The sequence below is a fragment of the Rhodopila sp. genome, from assembly GCF_035548235.1.
In the GTDB taxonomy this organism is placed as follows: Bacteria; Pseudomonadota; Alphaproteobacteria; order Acetobacterales; family Acetobacteraceae; genus Rhodopila.
The window spans coordinates 1-25,762 of the sequence record NZ_DASZTJ010000104.1 but is presented as its reverse complement, the minus strand read 5'-3'; the positions used below and the strand labels follow the sequence as shown (position 1 = coordinate 25,762).

At 67.8% G+C, this 25,762-nt stretch carries 23 protein-coding genes; 9 read left to right on the top strand and 14 right to left on the bottom strand.

Translation table 11 applies throughout. From position 1 onward, the window contains the following. Window positions 1-48: 48 nt before the first annotated feature. On the bottom strand, window positions 49-1,449 hold the full coding sequence (locus VHB27_RS09335; protein ID WP_325599571.1) for an MFS transporter: 1,401 nt from the start codon (window positions 1,447-1,449) through the stop codon (window positions 49-51). Between the two features lie 196 nt (window positions 1,450-1,645). On the opposite strand from VHB27_RS09335, the gene VHB27_RS09330 reads away from it, so the two are divergent. The 4 genes from VHB27_RS09330 to VHB27_RS09315 all read left to right on the top strand — a co-directional run bounded on the left by VHB27_RS09330 (window position 1,646) and on the right by VHB27_RS09315 (window position 4,961). Next, the gene (locus VHB27_RS09330; RefSeq protein ID WP_325599569.1) at window positions 1,646-1,834 is read left to right on the top strand and encodes a hypothetical protein; all 189 of its coding nucleotides are present in this window, start codon (window positions 1,646-1,648) and stop codon (window positions 1,832-1,834) included. A gap of 64 nt (window positions 1,835-1,898) precedes the next feature. After that, window positions 1,899-2,978 carry a phosphotransferase family protein gene (locus VHB27_RS09325; RefSeq protein ID WP_325599567.1) on the top strand — a complete coding sequence of 360 codons (1,080 nt, stop codon included), beginning with the start codon at window positions 1,899-1,901 and terminating at the stop codon, window positions 2,976-2,978. 52 nt (window positions 2,979-3,030) lie between these two features. After that, entirely contained in the window at window positions 3,031-4,209 is a 1,179-nt protein-coding gene (locus VHB27_RS09320) for an acyl-CoA dehydrogenase family protein (RefSeq protein ID WP_325599565.1), read from the top strand. Next, window positions 4,209-4,961, top strand: a complete 753-nt coding sequence (locus tag VHB27_RS09315) for an SDR family NAD(P)-dependent oxidoreductase (protein WP_325599563.1) — start codon at window positions 4,209-4,211, stop codon at window positions 4,959-4,961. Before VHB27_RS09320 ends, VHB27_RS09315 begins: the two co-directional genes overlap by 1 nt. Before the next feature lie 3 nt (window positions 4,962-4,964). Here the strand turns inward: VHB27_RS09315 and VHB27_RS09310 are convergent, their stop codons facing one another. After that, the gene (locus VHB27_RS09310; protein ID WP_325599561.1) at window positions 4,965-5,399 is read right to left on the bottom strand and encodes a hypothetical protein; all 435 of its coding nucleotides are present in this window, start codon (window positions 5,397-5,399) and stop codon (window positions 4,965-4,967) included. A gap of 266 nt (window positions 5,400-5,665) precedes the next feature. Here VHB27_RS09310 and gpmI point away from each other — a divergent pair, with 266 nt between their 5' ends. After that, on the top strand, window positions 5,666-7,180 hold the full coding sequence (gene gpmI, locus VHB27_RS09305; protein ID WP_325599559.1) for a 2,3-bisphosphoglycerate-independent phosphoglycerate mutase: 1,515 nt from the start codon (window positions 5,666-5,668) through the stop codon (window positions 7,178-7,180). A gap of 184 nt (window positions 7,181-7,364) precedes the next feature. Here the strand turns inward: gpmI and VHB27_RS09300 are convergent, their stop codons facing one another. From VHB27_RS09300 to VHB27_RS09285, 4 genes are read right to left on the bottom strand one after another with little or no spacing between them, the layout of a single operon-like run. Then, a complete protein-coding gene (locus VHB27_RS09300) occupies window positions 7,365-8,186 on the bottom strand; it encodes a class I SAM-dependent methyltransferase (RefSeq protein WP_325599557.1) in 822 nt (273 codons plus the stop codon). A 3-nt stretch (window positions 8,187-8,189) separates the two neighbouring features. Continuing rightward, a complete protein-coding gene (locus tag VHB27_RS09295) occupies window positions 8,190-9,188 on the bottom strand; it encodes an asparaginase (protein WP_325599555.1) in 999 nt (332 codons plus the stop codon). Continuing rightward, window positions 9,185-10,636: an amidase gene (locus VHB27_RS09290; RefSeq protein WP_325599553.1), complete on the bottom strand. Its 1,452-nt coding sequence runs from the start codon at window positions 10,634-10,636 to the stop codon at window positions 9,185-9,187. Before VHB27_RS09290 ends, VHB27_RS09295 begins: the two co-directional genes overlap by 4 nt. After that, the gene (locus VHB27_RS09285) at window positions 10,636-10,836 is read right to left on the bottom strand and encodes a hypothetical protein (protein ID WP_325599551.1); all 201 of its coding nucleotides are present in this window, start codon (window positions 10,834-10,836) and stop codon (window positions 10,636-10,638) included. Before VHB27_RS09285 ends, VHB27_RS09290 begins: the two co-directional genes overlap by 1 nt. A gap of 58 nt (window positions 10,837-10,894) precedes the next feature. On the opposite strand from VHB27_RS09285, the gene VHB27_RS09280 reads away from it, so the two are divergent. Then, window positions 10,895-12,391 (top strand): MFS transporter, encoded by a 1,497-nt coding sequence (locus tag VHB27_RS09280; protein ID WP_325599549.1) that lies wholly within the window; start codon window positions 10,895-10,897, stop codon window positions 12,389-12,391. On the opposite strand, the gene VHB27_RS09275 is transcribed toward VHB27_RS09280, so the two are convergent. From VHB27_RS09275 to ahpC, 4 genes are all read right to left on the bottom strand, one after another. Then, complete coding sequence (locus VHB27_RS09275; RefSeq protein ID WP_325599547.1) at window positions 12,377-12,853, bottom strand: hypothetical protein; 477 nt, start codon at window positions 12,851-12,853, stop codon at window positions 12,377-12,379. The two genes, VHB27_RS09280 and VHB27_RS09275, sit on opposite strands and share 15 nt — an antisense overlap. 11 nt (window positions 12,854-12,864) lie before the next feature. After that, window positions 12,865-13,743 carry a hypothetical protein gene (locus tag VHB27_RS09270; protein WP_325599545.1) on the bottom strand — a complete coding sequence of 293 codons (879 nt, stop codon included), beginning with the start codon at window positions 13,741-13,743 and terminating at the stop codon, window positions 12,865-12,867. Window positions 13,744-14,366: 623 nt separating this feature from the next. Then, the gene (ahpF, locus tag VHB27_RS09265; protein WP_325599543.1) at window positions 14,367-15,947 is read right to left on the bottom strand and encodes an alkyl hydroperoxide reductase subunit F; all 1,581 of its coding nucleotides are present in this window, start codon (window positions 15,945-15,947) and stop codon (window positions 14,367-14,369) included. A gap of 154 nt (window positions 15,948-16,101) precedes the next feature. Continuing rightward, a complete protein-coding gene (gene ahpC, locus VHB27_RS09260) occupies window positions 16,102-16,665 on the bottom strand; it encodes an alkyl hydroperoxide reductase subunit C (protein ID WP_325599541.1) in 564 nt (187 codons plus the stop codon). A 105-nt stretch (window positions 16,666-16,770) separates the two neighbouring features. Between ahpC and VHB27_RS09255 the strand changes: the two genes are divergently transcribed. After that, window positions 16,771-17,694 carry a hydrogen peroxide-inducible genes activator gene (locus VHB27_RS09255; RefSeq protein WP_325599539.1) on the top strand — a complete coding sequence of 308 codons (924 nt, stop codon included), beginning with the start codon at window positions 16,771-16,773 and terminating at the stop codon, window positions 17,692-17,694. On the opposite strand, the gene VHB27_RS09250 is transcribed toward VHB27_RS09255, so the two are convergent. The 3 genes from VHB27_RS09250 to gap all read right to left on the bottom strand — a co-directional run bounded on the left by VHB27_RS09250 (window position 17,691) and on the right by gap (window position 20,617). Next, window positions 17,691-18,254 carry a nucleoside 2-deoxyribosyltransferase gene (locus VHB27_RS09250; RefSeq protein ID WP_325599587.1) on the bottom strand — a complete coding sequence of 188 codons (564 nt, stop codon included), beginning with the start codon at window positions 18,252-18,254 and terminating at the stop codon, window positions 17,691-17,693. The two genes, VHB27_RS09255 and VHB27_RS09250, sit on opposite strands and share 4 nt — an antisense overlap. 1 nt (window position 18,255) lies before the next feature. Then, on the bottom strand, window positions 18,256-19,446 hold the full coding sequence (locus tag VHB27_RS09245) for a phosphoglycerate kinase (protein ID WP_325599537.1): 1,191 nt from the start codon (window positions 19,444-19,446) through the stop codon (window positions 18,256-18,258). 157 nt (window positions 19,447-19,603) lie between these two features. After that, window positions 19,604-20,617, bottom strand: a complete 1,014-nt coding sequence (gene gap, locus VHB27_RS09240) for a type I glyceraldehyde-3-phosphate dehydrogenase (RefSeq protein WP_325599535.1) — start codon at window positions 20,615-20,617, stop codon at window positions 19,604-19,606. A gap of 386 nt (window positions 20,618-21,003) precedes the next feature. Here gap and VHB27_RS09235 point away from each other — a divergent pair, with 386 nt between their 5' ends. After that, window positions 21,004-22,290 (top strand): MFS transporter, encoded by a 1,287-nt coding sequence (locus VHB27_RS09235; protein ID WP_325599533.1) that lies wholly within the window; start codon window positions 21,004-21,006, stop codon window positions 22,288-22,290. A 105-nt stretch (window positions 22,291-22,395) separates the two neighbouring features. On the opposite strand, the gene tkt is transcribed toward VHB27_RS09235, so the two are convergent. Further along, the gene (gene tkt / locus VHB27_RS09230; protein ID WP_325599531.1) at window positions 22,396-24,438 is read right to left on the bottom strand and encodes a transketolase; all 2,043 of its coding nucleotides are present in this window, start codon (window positions 24,436-24,438) and stop codon (window positions 22,396-22,398) included. Window positions 24,439-24,996: 558 nt separating this feature from the next. Here tkt and VHB27_RS09225 point away from each other — a divergent pair. Beyond that, window positions 24,997-25,762: MFS transporter (locus VHB27_RS09225; protein ID WP_325599529.1), on the top strand; the 766-nt coding region annotated here is incomplete at its 3' end.

The window sequence follows — 25,762 nt, the reverse complement described above, 5'->3', positions numbered from 1 at the left end:
ACGAAGGATGGGGCCGGTCGCTGAGTGAAAGGGGGCGTCCGCCCCCCGTCAGTGCGAAATCTCCTCCAACTCCAGGTTCGACGTCCGGGGCCCGAACACGCCGATCGCGAGCACCACCACCAGCATCGCGAACGCGATCAGCCCGAACACCCCCTGGGTGCCCGCTTTATCCAGGAACCAGCCGATGATGAACGCCGCGAACACGGTGCTGATCCGGCTGAACGAGTAGGTGAACCCGACCGCCCGAGCGCGGATGCGGGTGGGGAACAACTCGGTCTGATAGCCGTGGAAGGAATATGACAGGATGTTGTTCGCCAGCGTGATCAGCACGCCCAGCACGATCAACGGCACCATCGCCGTCTGCTGGGAGAAGATGATGCCGAACACGCCGATGCCGATCGCGGAACCGACGAGCTGCCATTTCCGCTCGCACTTGTCGGCGAACAGGATCGCTAGCATCGGCCCGAACGGATTGGCGATCGCGATGATGAACGAATAGAGCAGGCTGGCCTGCAGGTTGATCCCGGTCTGGTGCGCGATCAGCGTCGGGACCCAGGCGGCGAAGCCATAGAAGCCGAACGTCTGGAAGAACTGGAACACCATCATCATGGTGGTCCGCTTGCCGTAAGGCGGCTGCCAGATCTCGCCGAAGCTGCCCAGCGCCTCCAGCCGTTCCTCGGAGTGCGTCGACGGCGCCGGCAGCTTCGCGCCGCCCAGGTCGGCCGACACCTTCGCCTCGATCGTCGTGGTGATGCGTTCGGCTTCCTCCGTGCGGCCCTGGTTCAGCAGCCAGCGCGGGCTTTCCGGCAGGCCGCGGCGCAGGACCCAGACCACCAGCGCGCCGGCCGATCCGATCAGCGCCACCCAGCGCCAGCCATCCAGGCCCAGCGGCGACAGCGGCACCAGCAGGTAAGCCAGGAACGCAACGATCGGCACGACCGCGAACTGCACCATCTGGTTCACCGCGAACGCCCGCCCCCGCAATCCTTTCGGGATCAGCTCTGCGATAAACGTATCGATCGTAACCAACTCGACGCCGATACCGATGCCGGAGATCAGCCGCATCAGGCAGACCAGCCAACCCGTCGGCATGAACGCCATGATCAGGTTCATGACGCTGTACCACAGCATGGAATAGGTGAAGATCGTGCGGCGCCCGTATTTGTCGGCGGCGAAGCCGAACACGAACGTGCCGATGAACAGGCCCGCGAAGGTGGAGGCGACGAACAGCGCCGGTCCGGTCCAGATGCCGACGCCGACACCGGCCAGCAATCCGGCCTTCACCAAGCCTGGAATGACATAAGCCGTCTGGAACAGCTCATAGAACTCGAACACCCCGCCCAGCGACAGGAGCGCTACCATCGTCCAGACATGCCGCGTGGCGGGCAGCCGGTCGAGCCGGGCGAGAATCCCCCCGGCCTGGGTGGGTTGGAACGTCGTCGCACTCATGAATGGGCCCGTTTCCTGCGTCGTTTCATCATCCGTCTGCATACTGCATCAGCCGGGACCCGCAAACGCCAAGTTTGGATTACAAGAATGTAATGCAACGCGCGATGCGCTTCGAACATGCGCCTGATCCGATCCGCGAAACGACGGTGTTATCCAACCGGCGACACCCCACATGTCGTAACGGAGGAAGAGCGACATGATCCGATTGACCCTCGCTTTATGCATCCTGCTGGCCGCCTGCACCCAGGCCCCGCCGCCGAACGCCGGTCCTCAAACGCCCGGCTATACCGGCACGACCGTCATCCCCGGCAACAACAGCAGCCTCGCGGGCAATGCCGAAGCCACCTACCTGCAGCAGAAATGGGGGTCCGCTCCCCGCATCTGACCAAGGCGTTGCGCTCGGTCGGCCCTGATGTACAAAGGCCGAACGGCAAACGGCAGGAGGAAACGTGCCAACCGGCAGTTCGACCGAGGAACCCGGCCTGCGGTCCCGGGCCGACAGCGTCCCCTTGGATTGGGACGCGGTGCGCGCGCACCTGGCCGCCCACGGCCATCGCCTGGACGCCGATCCGCCGCCGCGCCAGTTCGCCGGCGGCCTGGCCAACCTCAATTACCTGATCCACCTGGATGGCAAGCCGGCCGTGCTGCGCCGTCCGCCGATGGGGGAACTGCCGGCCGGCGCCTATGACATGGCGCGCGAGTTCCGCATCCTGTCGCGCCTGCCCGACGCCCTGCCCTTCATCGCCCGCGGCCTGCACCTGTGCGACGACCCCTCGGTCATCGGCCAGCGCTTCCAGATCATCGAATACCGCCCCGGCCTGGTGATCCGCGAGCACCTGCCGCCCGACCTGGCGCACCGGCCCGAGATCGGCGCCCGCCTGTCGCAGGTGCTGCTGGAGACGATCGCGGCGATCCACGCCGTCGATACCAGGGCCGTCGGCCTGGACGACCTGGGCCGGCCGGAAGGCTTCCTCGCCCGCGGCGTCAGCGGCTGGCGCAAGCGCGGCCTGGCGGCGATGGAGGACGGTACCGAGGCGCTGCACAAGGACGTCGGCGCCTGGCTGGAGGCGAACCTGGTCCCCGACGGACCGCCCGGCCTGCTGCATAATGATTTCAAACTGAACAACATCATCCTGGACCCGGAGACCTTCGCCCCGCGCGCCGTCGTGGACTGGGACCAGGGCACGCGCGGCGATCCGCTGTTCGATTTCGCCACCCTGCTGTCCTATTGGATCCACGCGGACGACCCGCCGGCGATGCATGACATGGAGCAGATGCCGGCGGTCGAGGCCTGCCTCTGTTCCCGCCAGGACGCGGTGGCGGCGTATGGCCGGATGTCCGGCCGCGACATGTCGGATTTCCGCTTCCACCGGGTGCTGGCGATGTACAAGCTGGCGGTGATCTTCCTGCAACTGGGCCTGCGCTGGCGCAGCGGGGCGACGCAGGACCGGCGCTATGCCGCGTTCACCGGCTACGGCACCGGCATCCTGGAATTCACCCACGAGATCGCCCAAGGGCGGGCGTTTTGATCCGTCATGGCGGGCACAGGCTCGCGACCCACGCCTTCTAGGGGCAAAGACCATGGACTTCTCCCTCTCCCTCGAACTGCAGGACCTCCAGGCCCGCACGCGCCGGTTCATCCAGGACAAGATCATTCCGCTGGAGGGCGATCCGCGCCAGACCCATCACGGCCCGACCGAAGAGTTCCGCCGCGAACTCGTCGCCCTCGCCGCCGCCGAGGGCCTGGTTGCCCCGCATGTCGGCACCGAATACGGCGGCCTCGGCCTGTCCCATGTCGGCAAGGCCGTCGTGTTCGAGGAAGCCGGCTACTCCCTGCTGGGCCCCGTCGCGATGCACATCTTCGCCCCCGACGAGGGCAACATGCACCTGCTGGAGGCCGTTGCGTCGCACGAACAGAAAGAGCGCTGGCTGCGGCCGCTGGCATCCGGCGCCACGCGGTCCTGCTTCTGCATGACCGAACCCGCGCCGGGGGCCGGGTCCGATCCCTCGGCGCTGAAGACGACGGCGCGCAAGGACGGCAACCATTACGTCATCAACGGCGACAAATGGTTCATCACCGGCGCGATCGGCGCCGCGTTCGCCATCATCATGGCGAAGGACGACAACGGTGATGCAACGATGTTCCTGGCCGACATGGACACGCCGGGCATCGAGATCGTGCGCGCGATGGACAGCCTGGATCACGCCTTCGCCGGCGGCCACGCGGTGATGCGCTTCAACGACGTGCGCGTCCCTGCCTCCGACATCCTGGGAGAGCCGGGCAAGGGCTTCCGCTACGCCCAGGTCCGCCTCGCCCCCGCCCGCCTCACCCACTGCATGCGCTGGCTCGGCGCCGCCAGGCGCGCGCACGCCATCGCCACGGACTATGCCCTGAAGCGCGAGGTCTTCGGCGCCAAGCTGATCGGCCACGAAGGCGTGGGCTTCATGCTGGCGGACAACGAGATGGACATCCGCATGAGCCGCCTTTCCATCCTGCATACGGCCTGGATGCTCGACCAGGGCCAGCGCGGCACGACGGAATCCTCGATGTCCAAGGTCTTCGTTTCGGAAGCGGTGTGGCGCGTGGTGGATCGCTGCGTCCAGGTCCTCGGCGGCCAAGGCGTCACCGGCGAAACGCTGGTCGCCCGCATCTTCAACGAGATGCGCGGCTTCCGTATCTACGACGGCCCCTCCGAGGTGCATCGCTGGAGCCTGGCGCAGCGCATCGCCCGCAACGGCGCCAATTGGGGGGCCACCTGATGAGCAGCCAGGATTTCGACCTGACCGGCAAGGTCTGCATCGTCACCGGCGCCGGGCGCGGCATCGGCCGCGGCATGGCCGAGGGCCTGGCCCGCCACGGCGCCACCGTCGTCCTGTCCGGCCGCACCCGGGCGACCCTGGACGAAGCCGCTGCCACGATCGGCGCGCGCGCCATCGTGGTGACCGCTGACGTTTCAAAGGAAACCGATGTCGGCGTGCTGCGCGACACGGTGCTGGAGCGCTGCGGCAAGATCGACGTGCTGGTGAACAATGCCGGCGTGAACCCGATCTTCAAGGGCATCGAACGCACGTCGCTGGCCGACTGGCAGACCATCATCGACGTCAACCTGACCGGCACGTTCCTGTGCTGCAAGCATATCGGCGGCGCGATCGGCGAAGGCGGATCGGTGATCAACATCAGTTCCGTCGCCGGTCACGGCGGCCTGCCCCGCTCGGTGCCCTATTGCGCGTCGAAGGGCGGGGTGGAGATGCTGACCAAGGCGCTGGCGCTGGATTGGGCGAAGCGCAAGGTGCGGGTGAACACGCTCGCCCCCGGCTGGGTGGACACCGACCTGACGCATGGGCTGCTGGAGCACGACGTCCATGGCCGCCGCCTGCTGGACCGCACGCCGCTGGGCCGCTTCGCCACGCCGCGCGACATGGCCGGCGGGGTCGTGTTCCTGGCCAGCGACGCGTCAGCCTTCATGACCGGGCAGAGCCTGGTGATCGACGGCGGCTGGGGCGCGGAGTAGCCGCTATTCCAGCGGTTCCGGCGGGGCACCGGGGATGGTGACGTTGAACCGAGCGGCGAGGGTGCCGTCCTGCTCGATCGTGACGTAGGTGTCCTTGCCGATCACGGCAAGCCGCATGCAGGCGGTACGGCCGTGGTCGATGTGCTCCCACGTCGAGCAGATCTCGTTGCCATCGACGCGGAACCGCCCGGTGTCGGTAAAGAGCCCGTGGGCCGCACTGAGCCGCAGCGTCCCGTCCGGCGCGATCCATTTGATCCAGCGCTTGCCGGCATGATCACCTTCCAGCACCACGCCATCCTCCCGGTGCCGCGTGGCGTAGAGCGCCTGCAACTGGGGTGCCGCAAGGGGCGTTTCCCGCGTGGCGGCGGAAGCGGACGGGGATGGTGCCTGTGTCGCGCAGCCCGTGGCGAGGACGACGGCCGAAAGAGCAGAAAACATAATGGCATACCGTAACAAATTCACACCTCCAGCTCGACATGCGACCAGCCCGCATGGTGCTGTGCACAAAAAGGTCACGCTGCTTCCGGAGGTTTTGAGAACCGTCCGTTCTTCCCCGTGCATCCATCATACCACCGGCACAGGCGAAGCTGAACCATAACAACATCGATTTTCCGGCCTGGAATTGATTCGCCGCAAACTTGCTCGCGCCGAGGCCACAAGCTACTGACAGGCCACCTCCGACACAGTTCAAGGCACGTCGCACAATGTCCAAACGACCGGTGATGCTGGTGATCCTCGACGGTTTCGGCTGGCGCGAAGAAAGCGCCGACAACGCCGTTCGGCTGGCGAAGACCCCGACCTTCACCCGGCTGTGGGAGACCTGCCCGCACGCTTTCCTGCACACCTCCGGCCGCGACGTCGGGCTGCCGGACGGACAGATGGGCAACTCCGAGGTCGGGCACCTGAACATCGGCGCCGGCCGCGTGGTGAAGCAGGAACTGGTGCGGATCGGCGACGCGGTGCATGACGGCTCGATCGCCCAGGCGCCGGCCTTCATCGCGCTGGTGCAGGCGCTGAAGACATCGGGCGGCACCTGCCACCTGATGGGCCTGGTGTCGCCGGGCGGGGTACACTCGCATCAGGACCATGCCGCCGCGCTGGCGGCGCTGCTGGACAAGGCGGGCGTGAAAACCGTCGTCCATGCCTTCACCGACGGCCGCGACACGCCGCCGCAATCCGCCAAGGAAGACCTGGTTCGGCTGCGGGCCGCCCTGCCCGCCTCGATCCCCGTCGCCACCGTCATCGGCCGCTACTTCGCCATGGACCGCGACAAGCGCTGGGACCGCGTCGCCCGGGCCTACAACGCGATGGCCGAGGCCGAGGGGGCGCACCACGCCTCGCCCGAGGCAGCGATCGACGCCGCCTATGCCGCCGGCAAGTTCGACGAGTTCGTTCCGGCTTCGGTGATTGGCGACTACAAGGGTATGCAGGATGGCGACGCAATCCTGTGCTTCAACTTCCGGGCGGACCGGGTGCGGGAGATATTGGCAGGGCTGCTGGACCCGGCATTCGACGGTTTCCCCCGCAAGCGGGTGATCAAATTCGCCGCCGCCGTCGGCATGACCCGGTATTCCGACGCGCTCGCCCCGTTCATGGGTGTCCTGTTCGAAGCCGATACGATGCCCAACATCCTGGGAGAGGTCGTCGCCAACGCCGGCAAGACCCAACTCCGCATGGCGGAGACCGAGAAATACCCGCACGTCACCTATTTCCTCAACGGCGGGCAGGAGACGCCGTTCAAGGGCGAGGACCGGATCATGGTCCCCTCCCCCAAGGTCGCGACCTATGACCTGCAGCCGGAGATGTCGGCCCCGGAACTGACCGACAAGGCGGTGGCGGCGATCGACAGCGGGAAATACGACCTGATCGTGCTGAATTTCGCCAACCCCGACATGGTCGGCCATACCGGCAGCCTGCCGGCCGCGATCAAGGCCGTGGAGACGGTCGACACCAGCCTGGGCCGCATCGCCGAGGCGATCACCCGCCAGCACGGCGCCCTGCTGGTCACCGCCGACCACGGCAACTGCGAACTGATGAAGGACCCCGAGACAGGCGGCCCGCATACGGCGCATACGACCAACCCCGTGCCCGTGGTGCTGATGGGCAGCAATTCCGGGCTGAAGGAAGGCCGCCTGGCGGACCTGGCGCCGACGCTGCTGGACCTGCTGGGGATCGGCAAGCCGGCGGAGATGACCGGGCACTCACTGGTCGGGGGGTAAGGTGGGATCGGCGGCGTCCTGGCCGCCGGATAACAACGGATAGGAGGGGGCCGGCACCTCTCTCGTCCATGCCGCCCAGCGCGGCGCCCACGAACCTTCGCCCGCCGCAATCAGGATGCGCCCATGCCGCCCTACATCAGGGCGTATGGACCTTCGCCGGCCACGACGCGGAAACGCCTTCGCCTCACGCCCGCCCGTCCCGCCGCCCCGACACCACGAACGCCGCGATCGGCACTCCCAGGCCCTGGGCGTCTCGGTGGCTCGCCGCCCGCACGTCGATCTCGGCCGCGATCGCCGCCAGCGCCTCCGGCGTCTGTGCCCCGATCAGGGCCGCCATCCGAGCGGTGCCGGACCGCAGGGCTGTCAGCAGGGCGGCGCCGTCGGGGTGCCGCCAGACATGGCGGACATGGACGACGGCCCCTTCGACCAGCCCGGCCCGCGCCATGGCGGACAGGCAAGCGTCTGGGTCGTTCAATCCGCCGCCCGGCGGCGGCGCCTTCGACGCCGTCATGTCCCCGCGCGTCCGGATCGCGTCGAACACCAGCTTCCAGGCGATATTCGACCCTTGGTCGGCCCACACGGTGAATGCCAGGCGTCCGCCCGGACGCAGCACCCGCCCGGCATCCGCCAGCGCGTTCACCGGGTTCGGCGCATGATGGATGCCGAAATTCGACACCACCGCGTCGAAGGCCGCATCGGCATAGGGCAGCGCCTCCGCGTCCCCCTGGTCGAAAACCAGGCCCGGATGGCGTTCCCGCGCCACCGCCAGCATCGCCGCCGAGAAATCGAGCCCCCTGGCCGCCGCCCCCCGCCCGGCCGCGGCCGCGGCGGTGAAGCCGGGGCCGCAGGCGACATCCAGCACCGTCTGCCCCGAACCTATGCCCGCCCGGTCCAGCAAGGCGGGGATGAACGGACGGGTCGCGGTGGCGAAGGACGCCTCATACCCTGCCGCCGCGACCTGCCAGCCGGCATGCTCGAAGGCGCGGACGGCATCCGGATCGGACACGGTTCAATACGTCCGGAAGATGCGCGCGATCTCGTCCGGGTCCCGGGTCACGGTCAGCGCCAGGGACAGCAGGATGCGCGCCTTCTGCGGATTGAGGTTGTCCGCGATCAGGAACCCCGCCTCCCGCAGCCGCTTGCCCCGGAACGTCCGCCCCGATCCTGCTCGTGTCGACTGTACGACGACCACGCCGTTCGCCGCCGCCTCCGACAGCGCGGCGAAATCGCCGGGCGGAACGAAGCCCGGCGCGAACCCGCCGGCGACGATGCCCTTCGCCCCCGCCGCCACGAAGGCCCGCACCGCCGTCCCGTCACCGCCGGCATAGGAATACGCGATGTCGACCCGCGGCAGTTCGGCCAGCCCCGAGACGTCGAACTCGGTATCCGGCGCCCCACGCCGCAACGGGCGGCGGTAGAACGCCACCGCGTCGCCGTCGGCATGGCCCAGCACCCCGAAATCCGGCGTGCGGAACGTCTGCAGCCGCAGCGTGGAGGTCTTGGTGACCTCCCGCGCCGCGTGGATCTCGTCGTTCAGCATCGCCAGGACGCCCAGGCCCCGCGCTTCGGGCGACGCGGCCACGCGCAGCGCGTTCACCAGGTTCATGCCGGCGTCCGAGGACAGCGCGCTGGACGGCCGCTGCGCGCCCACCAAAACGACGGGCACCGGCACCTTCACGGTCAGGTGGAGGAAATACGCGGTTTCCTCCAGCGTTGCCGTGCCATGGCCGATGACGATGCCGGCGAGGTCCGGATGCTCCGCCACCAGCGTCCCGCACAAGGATACCAGGTCCTTCCACTCCGGATAGGCGATGGCCGGGCTGGCAACGTTGCGATACCGGACCGGGATCACATCGGCCACCAGGTTGGTGTCCGGCCAACGCGCCAGAAGCTCGTCGGCATGCAGGACGTTGCCCGCCGCGCCGTAGTCCTGCAGGTCGAGCGGTCCCCGGCCCAGCGAGGCGATCGTGCCGCCGGTGCCGATGAAGGCGACTTTCGGCTTGCTCATGCGACGGCTCCGGCCTTGTCCAGCATCGGCGGGCGCGCGGCGTGATAGGCGGTGTCGCGCTGGTAGGCATCGGCGACCTTCAGCACCCGGCCCTCGCCGAACGGCCGGCCGGCGATCTGCAGGCCGATCGGGCATCCGTTGGGATCGAGGCCGCACGGGACGCTGATTGCCGGCAGGCCCAGGTAGTTGAACGGCCGCGCATTGGCCGAGACCGCCATGAATTTATGTTCGGTGCCCGGCGGGCCGTGGTCGATGTCCGTCTCCTGCAGCGTCGGCAGGCAGGTCTTGATCGTCGGGGTCACCAGCACGTCGACCGTGTCGAATACCGCCTTGGCGAACGCGCGCAGGATCGGGCCGCGGCGGGACAGCGCCTCGATGTAATAGGCCGCCGGCAGCGCGTAGCCCGGATACATGCGGCCGGAGATATGCGCCCCATAGGCCTGCGGGTCCTTGCGCATCCATTCGGCGTGGATCGGCGCCGCCTCCGCGCGGCTGACGATCCCGCCATAGGCGGCGACCGCGTCCATCAGCGGCAGGGTCAGGCGCGTCACCGTGGCGCCCCGCGCCTCCAGCACCTTCAGCGCCGCCTCCATCGCCGCCACCACCGGCGCGTCGGCGCCGTCCAGGAACACGTTGGTCGGCACCCCGATCCGCGTGCCCCGCAGGTCGCCGTCGAGGAACCGCTCGTAATCCGGCACCGGCTCATGCGACGACGTCGGGTCCAGCGGATCGTGCCCGGCGATCACCGTCAGTACCCGAGCGCAGTCGCGCGCGGTGCGGGCGAGCGGCCCGACATTGTCATGGGAGAACGACAGCGGCATCACGCCGTAGCGCGACACGCGCGTCTGCGTCGGCTTCAGGCCGGTCACCCCGCAGGCCGAAGCCGGCAGGCGGATCGAACCGCCGGTATCCGATCCCAGCGCCATGTAGTTGAAGCGCGCGGCGACGGACGCGCCGGAGCCCGAGGACGACCCGCCGGTGATGTACGGCAGGTTCCAGGGGTTGTGGCAGTCGCCATAGGTCTTGTTGTGCCCGGTCGGGTTCTGCGCGAACTCCGCCATGTTCAGCCCGGCGAAGACATATGCGCCGGCCTCGTCCATCCGGCTGATCACGGTGGCGGTGACCGATGGGCGGTAGTCCTTGCGCAGCGCCGATCCGCAGGTCGCCAGCCGTCCGGCCTGGTAATACATGTCCTTGTGCGCCATCGGCACGCCATGCAGCTTGCCCAGCCGCCCCCCGGCGCCGACGGCCTTGTCGGCCGCCCGGGCGGCGGCTTCGGCGGCTTCGCGTTCCTCCCAGATCACCGCGTTCACCGGCGCGTTGACCTTGTCCAGGTTGGCCCAGCAAGCCTTCAGCAGTTCCAGCGAGGAGACCTTGCGGGCGGCGACGGCGTCCGCCGCCTCGGTCAGCGACAGGTCGGCCAGGTAGCCATCGACCAGGGCGGCCATCAGGCGGGTTCCTTGGCGGCTTGCAGCGCGGCCTCGAAGCTCGACGGTTCGTCCTCGAACGCCAGCGTGCCCCTCAGGGCCTCGAAGGCCGCGATCGTGTCCGCCAGCTCCGCCGCCAGGCGGCGGGCGGGGTCGTTCGGCGGCTCGATCCCGTGCCATCGCGAAATCGTTGATTCGACCTGACTCTCAAACGCAGCCATTTCCCACGTCCCAAGCGTTACCGAGACGCGAGTAGGCAATAGATCGAGGAAACGGGCAATGCCTCACGGGAATGCGGAGACGATGGGCCGGCCGGACGATTGGTCCGATACATTCCGCACGAATATCCCCAATCGATTGGACCGGTTGCCCTGGAGCCGCTTCCACTGGCTCGTCATCATCGCGCTCGGCATCGCCTGGGTGCTGGACGGGCTGGAGGTCACCATCGTCGGCTCCCTCTCCGGCGCGCTGGCCGACAGCAAGGTGCTGCACCTGACCGCCGGCCAGGTGGGCGCCGCCGCCAGCGCCTATCTGATCGGCGCCGTCGCCGGCGCGCTGTTCTTCGGCTGGCTCACCGACCGCCTGGGGCGGAAGAAGCTCTTCACCGTCACCGTCCTGGTCTACCTGCTGGCCACCATCGCCTGCGGCCTGTCGTGGGATTTCTGGTCCTTCGCCCTGTTCCGCCTGCTGACCGGCGCCGGGATCGGCGGCGAATACGCGGCGGTGAACGCCACGATCCAGGAGATGATCCCCGCCCGCCGCCGCGGCTTCACCGACCTTGTCGTCAACGGCAGCTTCTGGCTGGGCGCCGCGGTCGGCGCGCTGGGGGCGGTGGTGGTGCTGGACCCTGCCATCATGCCGCCCGAGATCGGCTGGCGCGCTGCCTTCGTCATCGGTGGCGTCCTGGGCCTGATCGTGCTGGTGCTGCGCCGTTTCCTGCCGGAAAGCCCGCGCTGGCTGATGACCCATGGCCACCCTCAAGCGGCCGAGGACGTCGTCGCCGGGATCGAAGCCCGCGTGGAGCAGGAGACCGGCCGGCCGCTTCCCCCTGTCCCGTCCGGCGGCCTGATCCTGCGCACCGACGTCAAGTCCTGGTTCCTGCCGGGGCTGAAGGCGCTGATCGGCCATTATCGCCGGCAGACCGTGCTGGGGGTCGCGCTGATGGCGGCACAGGCCTTCTGCTACAATGCCGTCTTCTTCACGTATGCGCTGATCCTGACCCGGTTCTACGGGGTTTCGTCCGGCGATGTCGGGCTGTTCATGCTGCCCTTCGCCTTGGGGAATTTCCTGGGTCCGCTCTGCCTGGGGCGGCTGTTCGACACGATCGGCCGGCGAGTGATGATCACCGCGACCTATGCCGTGTCCGGCATCCTGATGGCCGGGACGGGCTGGCTGTTCGCCCAGGGCTGGCTGGGGCCGATGCAGCAGACCGCGGCATGGACGGGGATCTTCTTCGTCGCCTCGGCCGCTGCCAGTTCCGCCTATCTGACGGTGGGCGAGAGCTTCCCGCTGGAGGTGCGGGCGATCGCGATCTCCCTGTTCTATGCCTTCGGCACGGGGATCGGCGGCGTGGCCGGGCCGGCCCTGTTCGGTGCGCTGATCGACACGGGGTCGCGGATGTCGATCTTCTGGGGCTACCTGCTGGGCGGGGGATTGATGGTGGTGGCCGCCGCCGTCGCGGCCGCGCTGGCGACGAACGCGGAGCGGCGGGCGCTGGAGGACGTGGCGCCGCCCCTCTCGGCGGTGAGGTCGGCCGTCGATTCAGCCGGCCGGTGACAGCCTGGCCCAGTCCAGCGTCGCCAGGCCGGGGCAGGCGCGCGGCAGCGAGACGACGACCAGGTCCGGGCGCGGGCGGGAGGACCGCAGACCCAGGACGAAGGACGCGCTGCCCAGCGCCGAACGGGCCATCACGCCGGCCCAATCGCGGCGGTCGCTGACGATACCGTTGTAAATGTAACGAATCTGGTCGGCTTCGGGGTCAAGGCCTTTCAGCCGTTCGTCGTCGGCCCCGTCGATCCGCAGCAGCATGGCATGCAGCGGCCGCGCGCAGTGGGGCGCCTGGCCGTCGATGGTGCCCTCCTGCGTCGAGGCCCGGGTCGCGATGTCCATCCGCTGCAATTCGGAAACGAGGGCGTCCCTGGGATCGGCATCGGCATCGCCGCGCTGTCCCCGGGTCGCCTGGATCAGCAGCGTCAGCACGATCAGGGTCGCGAACCCCATGCGAAGGATGGTCTTCATGGACGGGATCTTTACGGGTGCCCCGGCGATGGCGCGGCGGGGGGCTGCGGCCGGTCTCGCGTCGCCAGGACCGGAACCAGCACCGCCAGGCCCAGGGCTGCGACCGTGTAGATCGAGATGCCGGGTCCTTCATGCCACCAATGGTAGCTGCTCTCGTTCAGGCCCAGGAGAACCAGGCGGCATTCCGTCAGGATGATGCTGCCGATCACGCCCAGGCCCAGCCAGCGCAGGTCGCTGCGCCGGGGCATCCGGCCGAGATAGAGGCACATCACCAGGAACGCCAGGACGAAGCCGGCCAACTGCATCGACGATGCGCAATACGGCCAGATGACGATGCTGAAGCCGTTGTCCAGGTTCTCCACGACGTTGCCGGAGACCGCCGCCGGGATGCCGATCATCCGGAACAGGTCTCCGACGATCACCGCGTCCGCGCGCGCCACCAGGATGTGCAGCCCGCTGAGGAAGCGGGATTCCCACAGCGTCTCCAGCGCCAGTCCCAGCATGATCAGCCCGGCCTGGCGCCCCGCCGGCTGGGCGGCGCGGTCGCGCAGCAGCGAGACGCCCAGGATCGCCAGGCCGATGCCAGGCGCGAGCCTGACCGGCGCGAGTGCGATCACGCCGATGCCGAACACCGTGGCGATCCGCGCCCAGGAGGCCGGTCCCGCGGCAAACATGCGGCTGGACCGGACGAAGATGAGGCCCCAGGCGAAGACGTCGAAAGCGCCGTTATCGAGGACCCGGGTGATCATCGGCGCCAGGCCCGGCAGGTCATCGGGCGCACTGCCGCGGAGGATGTTGGCCCAGAACGCGACGGCGAGGATCACGACGGACCAGAGTCCGGTCTCTTGCAGCCCGATGGGTTTGGGGATGGCGATAGCCGAACGCGACACGGTAGGTCCTTGGCGGTGTCCGCGGGAGGGGGACGGCGGGCGGCGCGTTATAGCGATTTTCGCGCTCCGGTAGCAATGACTATAAATTCAAATATGTACCGGATTTATTACATATCCCCGTAGTACTATATATTATTGATACGAATATCCGATTATGATCAGACGTTTCGACTATTTCGAAACTTGATCGGATTTTGCTCTAGACGACTGTCAGACCGTATTTTCCCGAGAACTGCCATGCCCGGCCGGCCGCATCGCGCGGTTCAACCCGCAAAAATACGACATCTCAAATTATAGTTGACACCAGTAAAATACTACACCCCTATAATGCCCGTACTGGACAAGGCCTCTCACGCCAGGAGCAGATTTTTGAAAACGCGCCACATCATCGCCGCTGCCGGCTTCGCGGCCATCCTGTCGACCGCTTCCGTCGCGGCATGGGCGAAACCGCCTTCCTGCCCTGGCTGCGGACATGGCCATCATGCGCCCGCGCCGCTGCTCGCGGCCGGAATCCCGGCCTTCGCCCTGTTGGGCGGCGGTACGGCGGTCCGCTGGGTTCGCAGGAAGGCGCGTCGTTCCTGATCGCTGGCGCGGGGTGCGCGAAACCCCGCGCCGACGGACGGCTACGCGGCCGCCGCCAGCGGCACCGGCGCCTGCCGGATCAAGTAGTCGAACGCGGACAACGCCGCTTTCGCCCCTTCCCCGGCCGCGATGACGATCTGCTTGAACGGCGTCGTCGTCGCATCGCCAGCCGCGAAGACCCCGGGTAAAGAGGTCTGGCCGCGCGCATCCACCTCGATCTCGCCCCGCGCGCTCAGCGCCAGCACGCCTTTCAGCCATTCCGTGTTCGGAACCAGGCCGATCTGCACGAACACGCCCTCCAGTTCGATCGTGCGCGCCGCGCCGCTGCCGCGGTCCTTGTAGGTCAGGCCGACCACCTTCCCGCCGTCGCCCAGCACCTCGGTCGTCTGCGCCGAGACCAGCACGGTGACGTTCGCCAGCGAACGCAGCTTCGTCTGCAGCACCGCATCCGCGCGCAGCGCCGAGTCGAACTCCAGCAGCGTGACGTGGGAAACGATCCCCGCAAGGTCGATCGCCGCCTCGACGCCGGAATTGCCGCCGCCGATGACCGCCACGCGCTTGCCCTTGAACAACGGGCCGTCGCAATGTGGGCAATAGGCCACGCCCTTGTTGCGGTATTCCGCCTCGCCCGGAACGTTCATCTGCCGCCAGCGCGCGCCGGTCGACAGGATCACCGATTTCGCCTTCAGGGATTCGCCGTTGGCGAGCCTGACCTCGGTCATCCCGCCTTCGACCGCGGCGGGCACGAGGCCGACCGCCGTCTGCGAGGTCATGACGTCGACCTCATAGCCGCGGACATGCTGTTCCATCTGCGCGACCAGCTTCGGGCCTTCGGTGTGCGGCACGCCGATATAGTTCTCGATCCCCATCGTATCGGCGACCTGGCCGCCGAAGCGCTCCGCCACGATGCCGGTGCGGATGCCCTTGCGCGCGGCATAGACCGCCGCGGCCGCGCCGGCCGGACCGCCGCCCACCACCAGCACGTCGAACGCCGCCTTGCCGCGGATCGCGGCGGCGGCGCGATCGCCCGCGCCCGCGTCCAGCTTGCCGAGGATTTCCTCCAGCCCCATCCGCCCCTGCGCGAACGGCTGGCCGTTCAGGAACACGGACGGCACCGCCATGACCTCCCGCGCCGCGACCTCATCCTGGAACAGCGCCCCGTCGATCGCGGTGTGGCGGACGTTCGGGTTGAGCGCGGCCATCAGGTTGAGCGCCTGCACCACGTCGGGGCAGTTCTGGCACGATTGGGAAAAATACGTCTCGAAGTCGAACGCGCCCTCCAGTCCCCGGATCTGCTCCAGCAGTTCGGGCGCCTCCTTGGGCGGATGGCCGCCGACCTGAAGCAGGGCGAGGACCAGCGAATTGAACTCATGCCCCATCGGCAGCCCGGCGAACCGGACGTTGCCCCGGGTCCCGGCGCGGCGGATGGCGAAGGACGGGACACGCGTATCGTCATTCGTCTCGACGAACGTCACCCGGTCCGACAGCGCGGCCAGTTCCGTCAGCAACGACCGCATCTCCGACGACTTGGCGCTGTCGTCCAGCGACGCGGCAAGCTCGATCGGCTGGGTGATGCGGCCGAAATAAGTCTTCAACTGCGTCTTGATGGCGGCGTCCAACATGGCGGTCGATTCCTGCAGATTTTCGTTGGCGCGTCCCGTCATCATGGCCGGGCGCTGCTATGTGCCGAACTGAAGGCAAGCCGCCGGCACCCCATCACAAGAAAGCTCCTCACAGGGAAGCCTTTCGCAGGGAGGCGCCGGCGGGGTCGATGCCTCAGATCTTGCCGACCAGGTCCAGCGACGGGGCCAGCGTGCTCTCGCCTTCCTGCCAGGCGGCCGGGCACACCTCGTTCGGATGCGCATGGACATACTGCGCCGCCTTGATCTTGCGCAGCAGTTCCGTCGCGTCGCGGCCGATGCCGCCGGCGGTGATCTCGATCACCTGGATCTTGCCCTCCGGGTCGATCACGAACGTGCCGCGATCGGCCAGGCCCACATCCTCGATCAGGACGCCGAAGTTGCGGCTGATCTGCAGCGTCGGATCGCCGATCATCGTGTATTCGATCTTGCCGATCGCCGGCGAGGTGTCGTGCCACGCCTTGTGCGCGAAATGCGTGTCGGTCGAGACGCTGTAGATCTCGACGCCCAGGCGCTGGAAGTCGCCGTAATTGTTCTGCAGGTCTTCAAGCTCGGTCGGGCAGACGAACGTGAAGTCGGCCGGATAGAAGAAAACGACGGACCACTTGCCGATAAAGGATTGTTCGGTCACATCTACAAACTTGCCGGCTTTGTACGCGGTCGCCTTGAAAGGTTTCACGTCGGTGCTGATCAGGGACATGCTCTGTTCCATGCGCTGTATGTTGCGATGCAGCGAGAGGCATACCCTGGGAGACTAAACGAGAGAAACGCAAAAAACCAAATTGAATGATCGGAAAAACCGATTATGTCCGAGAACATGAGGCCTACCCCGACCCTACGCCAACTCCGCTATCTCGCCGCCGTCGTCGAGCGCTGCCATTTCGGCCATGCCGCCGAAGATTGCCTGGTCAGCCAGTCGACCCTCAGCGCCGCCATCCAGGAACTGGAGGACCTGCTCGGCGCCCCCCTCCTGGAGCGCACCAAGCGCTCCGTCGTCCCGACCCCGCTGGGGCGGGAGATCGCCGGACGGGCACGCGCATTGCTGAAGGGCGCGGACGACCTGGTGGACATCGCCCTGACGGCGCGCGATCCCATGGCCGGGCCGCTGCACCTGGGCGTCATCCCGACCATCGGCCCGTTCCTGCTGCCGAACGTGATGCCGCGCCTGCGATCCGCCTTCCCCCGTCTCAAGCTCTATCTCAAAGAGGATCAGACCGCTCGGCTGCTGGACCAGTTGGATTCGGGGATGCTGGACGCGGCGATCATCGCCCTGCCCTACAAGCTGGACGACCTGGAGGCCATGGACCTCGGCCCCGACGCGTTCTCGGTCATCTGCCCGCCTGGCCATCGGCTGTCCCACCAGCGGCCGGTGCGTCCGAAGGACCTGGCGCCCGAGGACCTGCTGCTGCTGGAGGACGGCCACTGCCTGCGCGACCACGTGCTGACGGCCTGCAACATGGAGATCACACGGCGCAACCCGGCCTTTCAAGGCACCAGCCTGCATACGCTGGTGCAGATGGTGGCCAGCGGCCTGGGCGTCACGCTGGTGCCGCACATGGCGCTGGACGCCGGAATCCTGCGCGGCCTGGACATCGAGGCGATCCCGCTGGACGAAACCGCCCCGCCCCGCCGCATCGGCCTGGTCTGGCGACGCGGAACGGCGCGGAAGGAAACGTTCGAGACGCTCGGGACGATGCTGCGGGAGGCGACGGCGCGAGAGGGCGGTTAGATCGCCGGCCCCACCAGCCTCGCCGCCTGCTCCACGCAGCGCTCGAACACCGTCAGGTCCCGCCAGCGGTCTTTCTCCTCCCGCAGCAGCCCGCCCGACTCCGCCAGCGCGCCTTCGATCATCAGGTTGTCGAACAGCCCGAACTGCTCGACCAGCAGGCCGTCGGGGTCGCACCAGGCCCCGTCCTCCGCCTGCCGCCCCGGAAAGGCTGCCAGCGTGCGGTCCAGGAAGTCCTGCGCGACCGTCGCATAGCCGAACACGCGCAGGCCGAGGCCGCGGGCGAAGCCGACCTCATAGATCGTGCCGGCATCCGCGCTGGGGCCGCGGAACGGGGTCAGGTTGGCGATCACGGCGGCGCAGCTTCGGATATGCGCCTCGTTGCGGAATGCGATCCGCCGCCATTCCGGCAGCGCGGCCCATGCCGCCGGCTCCTGCGCCAGCGCGTCCAGCGGGGACACCCCGGTCAGCCCGTAGCCGGCGCAGATCGCCTTCTTGCGCTCCAGCCAGTCCGGCGCGTCCGGCAGGAAGACATCCGGACCGGCGAGGTAGACGCGGGCCAGATCAGTCCTCCAGCGCCGCCACGCCGGGCAGCGTCTTGCCTTCCAGCCATTCCAGGAACGCCCCGCCGGCCGACGACACGTAGCTGAGTTGGTCGGCCACGCCGGCATGCCGCAGCGCGGAGACCGTATCGCCGCCGCCGGCCACGCTGCGCAGCGCACCGGACTGGGTCGCCTTGGCCACCGCCCTGGCGAGTGCGACCGTCGCGGCGTCGAAGGGCGGCGTCTCGAACGCGCCCAGCGGCCCGTTCCACACCAGCGTCTTCAGCGACGGCAGCCGCGCCACCAGTGCCGCGACCGAGGCCGGGCCGACATCGAGGATCATCGCATCCGCCGGCACCGCGTCGATCGGCACGATCCGCGTGGGCGGGTTGGGCTTGAACTCGGTCGCGGTGACGGCGTCGGTCGGCAGCACGACATCGCATTTCGCCGCCTTGGCCTTGGCCAGGATGTCCAGGGCCGTGGCGTGCATCTCGGCTTCCTGCAGCGACTTGCCGACGCCGATCCCTTGGGCGGCGAGGAAGGTGTTGGCCATCGCCCCGCCGATCACCAGCACGTCGACCTTGCCGACCAGGTTGCCCAGCAATTCCAGCTTGGTGGAGACCTTGGCGCCGCCGACGATCGCCGCCACCGGCCGCACCGGGTTGCCCAGGGCGGCGTCCAGCGCCTCCAACTCCGCCTGCATCAGCAAGCCGGCATAGGACGGCAGCAGGTGCGCCACGCCCTCGGTGCTGGCGTGCGCGCGATGGGCGGCGGAGAACGCGTCGTTGACGAACACGTCCGCCAGCTTGGCCAGCGCGGCGGCGAAGGTGGGGTCGTTCTTCTCCTCGCCCGCGTGGAAGCGGGTGTTTTCCAGCACCAGCACGTCGCCCGGCTGCAGCAGGTCGATGGCGCCCTCGGCGGGGATGCCGATGCAGTCCTCGACGAAGCGGACGTGACGGCCCAGCACCTGGCCGAGCGCGGCGGCCATCGGGGCGAGGGACATCTCCGGGACGCGCTTGCCCTTGGGCCGGTCGAAATGGCTGCAGACGATGACCTTCGCGCCTTTCCCGGACAAGGCGCGGATGGTCGGCGACAGACGCTCGATCCGGGTCAGGTCGGTGATCTTGCCGTCACGCACCGGGACGTTGAGGTCGGCGCGGACCAGGACGCGCTTGCCTTCGGCGTCCAGCGTATCGAGGGTGCGAAAGGGCATGAGCGATCATCCTTGGTTGGTCGCCGCGATTTTACAGGCTGCGCCGGCGAGACGCCAAATCGGCGCCCATGGGCGCCGATCATTGATATCGTCCACAACGAAACTGATAGGTCGAAACGAAACACGGCCGGCCCGAAGGCCGGCTGTCAGCGAAACGTCACAGGCTGCCGAACAGCGCGGCGGTGTCCGACATGCGGTTGGAGAAGCCCCATTCGTTGTCGTACCAGCCCATCACCCGGGTCAGCGCCCCGTCCACCACCGCGGTCTGCGTGGCATCGAACGTGCAAGACGCCGGGTTGTGGTTGAAGTCGACGCTGACCAGCGGCGCCTTGTTGTAGTCCAGGATGCCCGCCAGCTCGCCCTTGGACGCATCCTGCATCGCCGCGTTGATCTCGTCCTTCGTGGCCGCCTTGGACAGGTTGACGTCCAGCGACACCAGCGAAACGTTCGGCGTCGGGATGCGGATCGCGGTGCCGTCCAGCTTGCCCTTCAATTCCGGCAGCACGAGGCCCACCGCCCGCGCCGCGCCGGTCGAGGTCGGGATCGCGCTGACCGCCGCCGCACGGGCGCGGTGCAGGTCCTTGTGCAGCGTGTCGACGGTGTTCTGATCGCCGGTATAGGCGTGGATCGTAACCATGTAGCCGCGCAGGATGCCGAACCGCTCGTGCAGGACCTTGGCCATCGGCGCCAGGCAGTTGGTCGTGCAGGACGCGTTCGAAATGACCGTCATGTCCTTGGTCAGCGTCTTGTGATTGACGCCGAAGACGATCGTCGCGTCGACCTCATCCGCCGGGGCCGAGATCAGGATCTTGCGCGCGCCCGCCGCCATCAGCGGCGCGGCCTTGGCCTTGGAGGTGAAGATGCCGGTGCATTCCAGCGCCACGTCGACGCCCTGGTACGGCACCTTGGACGGATCGCGTTCGGCGGACACCGTGATCGGCCCGTACACCTTGCCGTTGTGACGGATGGTGATGGTCTGCCCCGACACCTCGATCTGGCCCGGGAAGCGGCCATGCACGCTGTCATAGGCGAACAGGTGGGCGTTGGCCTCGACCGAACCGAGGTCGTTGATCGCCACCGGGACCACGTCGGTACGTCCGCTTTCGATGATCGCGCGCAGCACGAGGCGCCCGATGCGACCAAACCCGTTGATGGCGACTTTCACAGCCATGAGACGTTCTCCTGAAATTCCGTCGTCACATTCTATTACGGCTTATGACCTCATTCCATGAGCAAGATCAACCGCGACGATCCTCCTAAAACGCACATCTGAAGTCATATCGGCGCGCGCTCCGTCCAGGGGAAACGCATGGCGGGACGGCCGGTTGGTTCGGGACGCAACCCGGCCCACGGCTTGGCAGGCGACCGGGCAGACGACTGGGCAGATGATTGGGCAGACGACTGAACGGATCACTGGGCAAATGGTCCGGCGGACGGCCGCGCGGATCGACAGCGCACCGGTCCGGGTCTTTGATGGGGGCGTCCCCGGACGCACCGGCAAGACGGCCAGGCGCACCGGCAAAACAATCGGCCATGCCGACAAAAAAGGAAACGCCCGTGCAAGACACCGAGGCCGCCATCATCCGCAAAGTGGCGTGGCGCATCGTGCCATTCCTGTGTTTCGCCTACGTTATCAATGCGCTGGATCGCTACAATGTGTCCATCGCGGCACTGACGATGAACCGGGACCTGGGCCTGAGCGCCAGCGCCTATGGCCTCGCCGCCGGCGCGTATTTCTGGAGCTATGTCTGCTGCCAGCTTCCCGCCAACCTCGTGCTGCGCAAGATCGGCGCGCGCGCCTGGCTGTCGCTGATCATGGCGTTGTGGGGCGCGATCTCGGCCACCACGGCCCTGGTGACCAACGAGACCACGTTCGTCATCGCCCGCATCCTGCTGGGCGTCGCCGAGGCAGGGTATTTCCCCGGCGTCGCCTATTTCCTGACCTGCTGGTTCCCCAACCGGCATCGCGGCCGCATGATGGGCCTGTTCTTCGCCGCCAGCGCCACCGCGACCGTCATCGGCGCCCCGCTCTCGGCCAACCTGCTGCGCCTTGAAGGCGTGCTTGGCCTGGCCGGCTGGCAGTGGATCTTCCTGGCCGAAGGCCTGCCCGCCATCCTGCTGGCGGTGTTCGGCTATGCCAGCCTGCGCAACGAGCCGGCGGACGCACCCTGGCTGACGGCCGCCGAACGGACCTGGCTGCAAGGCGAACTCGACCGGGAGTCGGCGCGGAAGGCGACGCATGGCAAAAGCGTGACGGCGTCGGTCGTGAACCCGCAGATCGTCACGCTGATCATCGCGTTCGTCTGCACGCTCTACGGCGTCTACTGCGTCAGCTTCTTCCTGCCGCTGATCATCAAAAGCATGGGACTTTCCAACACCGCGGTCGGCTATGTCGCAGCCTTGCCCAACCTGTGTTCGGCGTTCGGCATGGTGCTGATCTCCCGCCATTCCGACCGTACGGGGGAGCGGTTCTGGCATGTGATCGTACCGGTGACGGCCGGCGCGCTGGGGACCCTGGCGGCGGCCTTCCTGCTGGACAACGTGTACCTGGCGATGGCGGCGTTCTGCGTCGCCGCCGCGGGGCTCTCGTCCTCCCTGCCGCTGTTCTGGAACCTGCCGACGGCCTATTTCGGCGCCGCCACCGCGGCAGCCGGCATCGGGGTGATCAACACCTTCGGGAACATGTCCGGCTATTTCGCCCCGCAGCTCACGGGCCTGCTGCACGACGCCACCGGCGCCTATGTCGCCCCCCTGCTGCTGGCCGGCGCGCTCGGCCTGGCCGCGCCGGTGTTGATCGCCTGTTCCGGCATCCGGCGGTACCTGGTGCGGACCGCAACGCCATAGGCCGTGTCGACGAGACCGGTCGGGGCCCGACCGGCGCAAAGGATCCATCCGGCGCAAAGGATCCATGTGACACTCCGCCCGCGCGTCATGGCGGCCGGACGTCGGCTATGGCCCAGCCAGGCGACGGGTGACCGCCGCCTTGACCGCCTCGGGCGTCAGGCCGAAATGGGCGTAGAGATCGGTGTATTTCGCCGACGCTCCGAAGCCGTGCAGGCCGATGAAGACGCCATCCGGCCCCAGCCAGCGCTCCCACCCGAAATCGCCGGCCGCCTCGATGCCGATCCGCGGGGCACCGCCCAGCACCTGGGTTCGATAGGTCTCGTCCTGCAGGGCGAACAGCTCCCAGCACGGCAGCGACACGACGGCGACCATGACGCCGTCCGCCGCCAGCATCTCCCGCGCCGCCATCGCGATCGCGACCTCGGACCCCGTCGCGACCAGCGTTGCCTGGCGCGGCCCTTCGGCCTCGGCCAGGACGTAGCCGCCCCGAGCGCACCGGTTCTCGCCGGCATCCGTGCGCAATGCCGGCAACCCCTGCCGCGACAGCACCAGCAGGCTCGGCCCATCGGCGCGGCGCAACGCCAGCTCCCAGCATTCCGCCGTTTCCATCGCGTCGGCCGGACGCATCACGTGGATGTTCGGCATGGCCCGCAGGCTGGCGAGGTGCTCGACCGGCTGGTGCGTCGGCCCGTCTTCGCCCAGGCCGATCGAGTCATGCGTCAGCACGTAGACCACCCGTTGGCGCATGATCGCGCCCATCCGCAGCGCCGGGCGAAGATAGTCGCTGAACACGAAGAACGTGCCGATATAGGGGATGATGCCGCCATGCAGCGCCAGGCCGTTGGCCGCGGCCGCCATCCCATGCTCGCGCACGCCGTAATGGACGTAGCGGCCGCCGTAATTGCCCACCGAAAGCGGCGTCATGCCCCTGGCCTGGGTCAGGTTCGATCCGGTCAGGTCCGCCGACCCGCCGATCAGTTCCGGGATCGCCGGCACCAGCGCCTCCAGGCATTTCTGGCTCGACGCCCGGGTGGCGAGCCGGGGCTGGGTCTCGGCGATATCCTGCTTCAGCGCGGCGATCGTCTCATGCCAGGTATCCGGCAGGCGGCCGGCCAGCACACGCTCGAATTCGGCCCGCTGGCTGTGGCGTGCGAGGCGTTTCAGCCACGCCCGCCGAGCGGACGCGCCCCGGCCGCCCACGGCATGCCAACGCTCCTGGAGGTCATGCGGGGTCTCGAACGGCGGTTCGGTCCAGCCGAGCAGACGCCGCGCGGCCGCGGCCTCTGCCTCGCCCAGCGGGGCGCCGTGCACGGCATGGGTGCCGGCCTTGGTGGGCGCGCCGAGGCCGATGATGGTAGAGCATGCGATCAGCGTCGGCTTCTTGGACCGCATGGCGAAGGACAGCGCCGCCTGGACCTGGGCCGGATCATGGCCGTCCACCCGCTTGGCCGCCCAGCCATAGCCGGCGAAGCGCTTCAGCACGTCGTCGGAATAGGCCAGCGCCGTATCGCCGTCGATCGAGACATGGTTGTCGTCGTACAGCACCGTCAGCTTGTTCAGCCCCAGGTGGCCGGCCAGCGCGGCCGCCTCGTGGCTGACGCCTTCCATCAGGTCGCCGTCCGAGGCGATGACCCAGGTGCGGTGATCGACCAGCGACTTGCCGAACCGCGCCGCCATGTTGCGTTCGGCCAGCGCCATGCCGACGGCGGTGGAGATGCCTTGGCCAAGCGGACCGGTCGTGGTCTCGATGGCGGGGTGGGCACCGAATTCCGGGTGGCCGGCGGCGGGGGAATGGAGCTGGCGGAAATTGCGGATGTCGTCGATCGTCAGATGCGCGTGACCGGTCAGGTAGATCAGCGCATAGAGCAGCAGCGATCCGTGCCCGGCCGACAGCACGAACCGGTCGCGGTCGGGCCAATGCGGATCGGCGGCGTCGAATTTGTGGAACCGGGTCCACAGGACGGTGGCGACATCCGCCATGCCCATCGGCAGGCCCGGATGCCCGGAATTGGACTGCTGGGTCGCGTCGATCGCCAGCGCCCTGATGGCGTCGGCCATGCGGCGCGCCACGGTGACCGGGCGGGACAGGATGTCCGCCTGGCGGGCGAGGATCGGGATCTCGGGAGAGTCGCCGACGATATCTGCCATTCGTATTCCTTACGGCGCGCCGGGGTCACGGGACAACCCCGGAAGAGATGATCAGGATTTGATCGGGACACGGTCGGATCGGCACGTCGGAGGAGAACGGCCTTCAGCGCGCCGCGGTTGCTGCCCCGCGCTTCACCGGGGTCATGCATCACCGGGGTCGTGCATCACGTCGTGGCGAGCGGTGTCGATCGTGATCCGTCTCACCACGGGCGGCTTGCGCCGACTGTCGACGATTTTATTTCGCTCATGCGATCGAATTCGCGGAGGGCCGGGACAAGCCCGGCCATGACGAGAATGCAATAGGTTTTCTGATCGCGGTGACGATGGCAGGTCGGAACGATCTTATGCGCCTTCGCGCCAACGACAATCCGGATCGGCCCGGTCGGGCATGACATTCCCGCCGCCTATCTGTCCATATACAGTTATGGACAGATGCCATGCGCGGCAAAGCCGCCGACAGGACTCCCGCCCGGCGATCCGCGATGCTTTCATGTCATCTTCTCGTGCATGGCAATGCAACCGGCGCGGGACCCGGACAGACCCTGAGACGGAATCCTGATGTCTGAAAGCGTTGCTAGAGTTCACGACGCAGTTGAGGACTCGGCCTCCTCGATCCTGTTGACCATCCTGACCCTGGGCGTCGGCGTGCTTGTCGCCAACCTCTACTACGCGCAGCCCCTGGTCGCGCGCATCGCGCCCGATCTCGGCATTTCCCCGGATCTCGCTGGGTCAATCGTCAGCGTCACCCAGATTGGTTACGGAACCGGTTTATTTTTCCTCGTCCCCGTGGCCGACCTGGTCGAGAACCGGAAGCTGGTCCTTTCCCTTCTCAGCCTGACGGTGCTGGGCCTGCTTGGGGTCGCGACATCGACGAACGGGACCGTTTTCTTCCTGGCATCGTTCCTGATCGGACTCTGCGCCTCGGGCGCCCAGGTGCTCCTGCCCTTCGTCGCCTACCTGGTCCCCGAGGCGCGGCGAGGCCGGGTCACCGGCAAGGTCATGGGCGGGGTGCTGACGGGGATCATGCTGGCCCGCCCCGTCGCCCTGTTCGTCTCGGCGAGTTTCGGCTGGCGCGCCGTGTTCTATGCTTCGGCCTGCCTGCTGGTTTTGATCGGCGTGTTGCTGGCGCGGATGATGCCCGCCCACCGGCCGGACAAGGGATTGCACTACGGACGCGTCATCACCTCGATGATCGCCTTGCCGCCGAAAATGCCGGCCCTGTGCTGGCGCTCGGCGTACGCCTTCTTCATGTTCGGCGCGTTCAACATGTTCTGGACGGCGGCACCCCTAATGCTCGTCGACCGTTTCCATCTGGATCAGCATG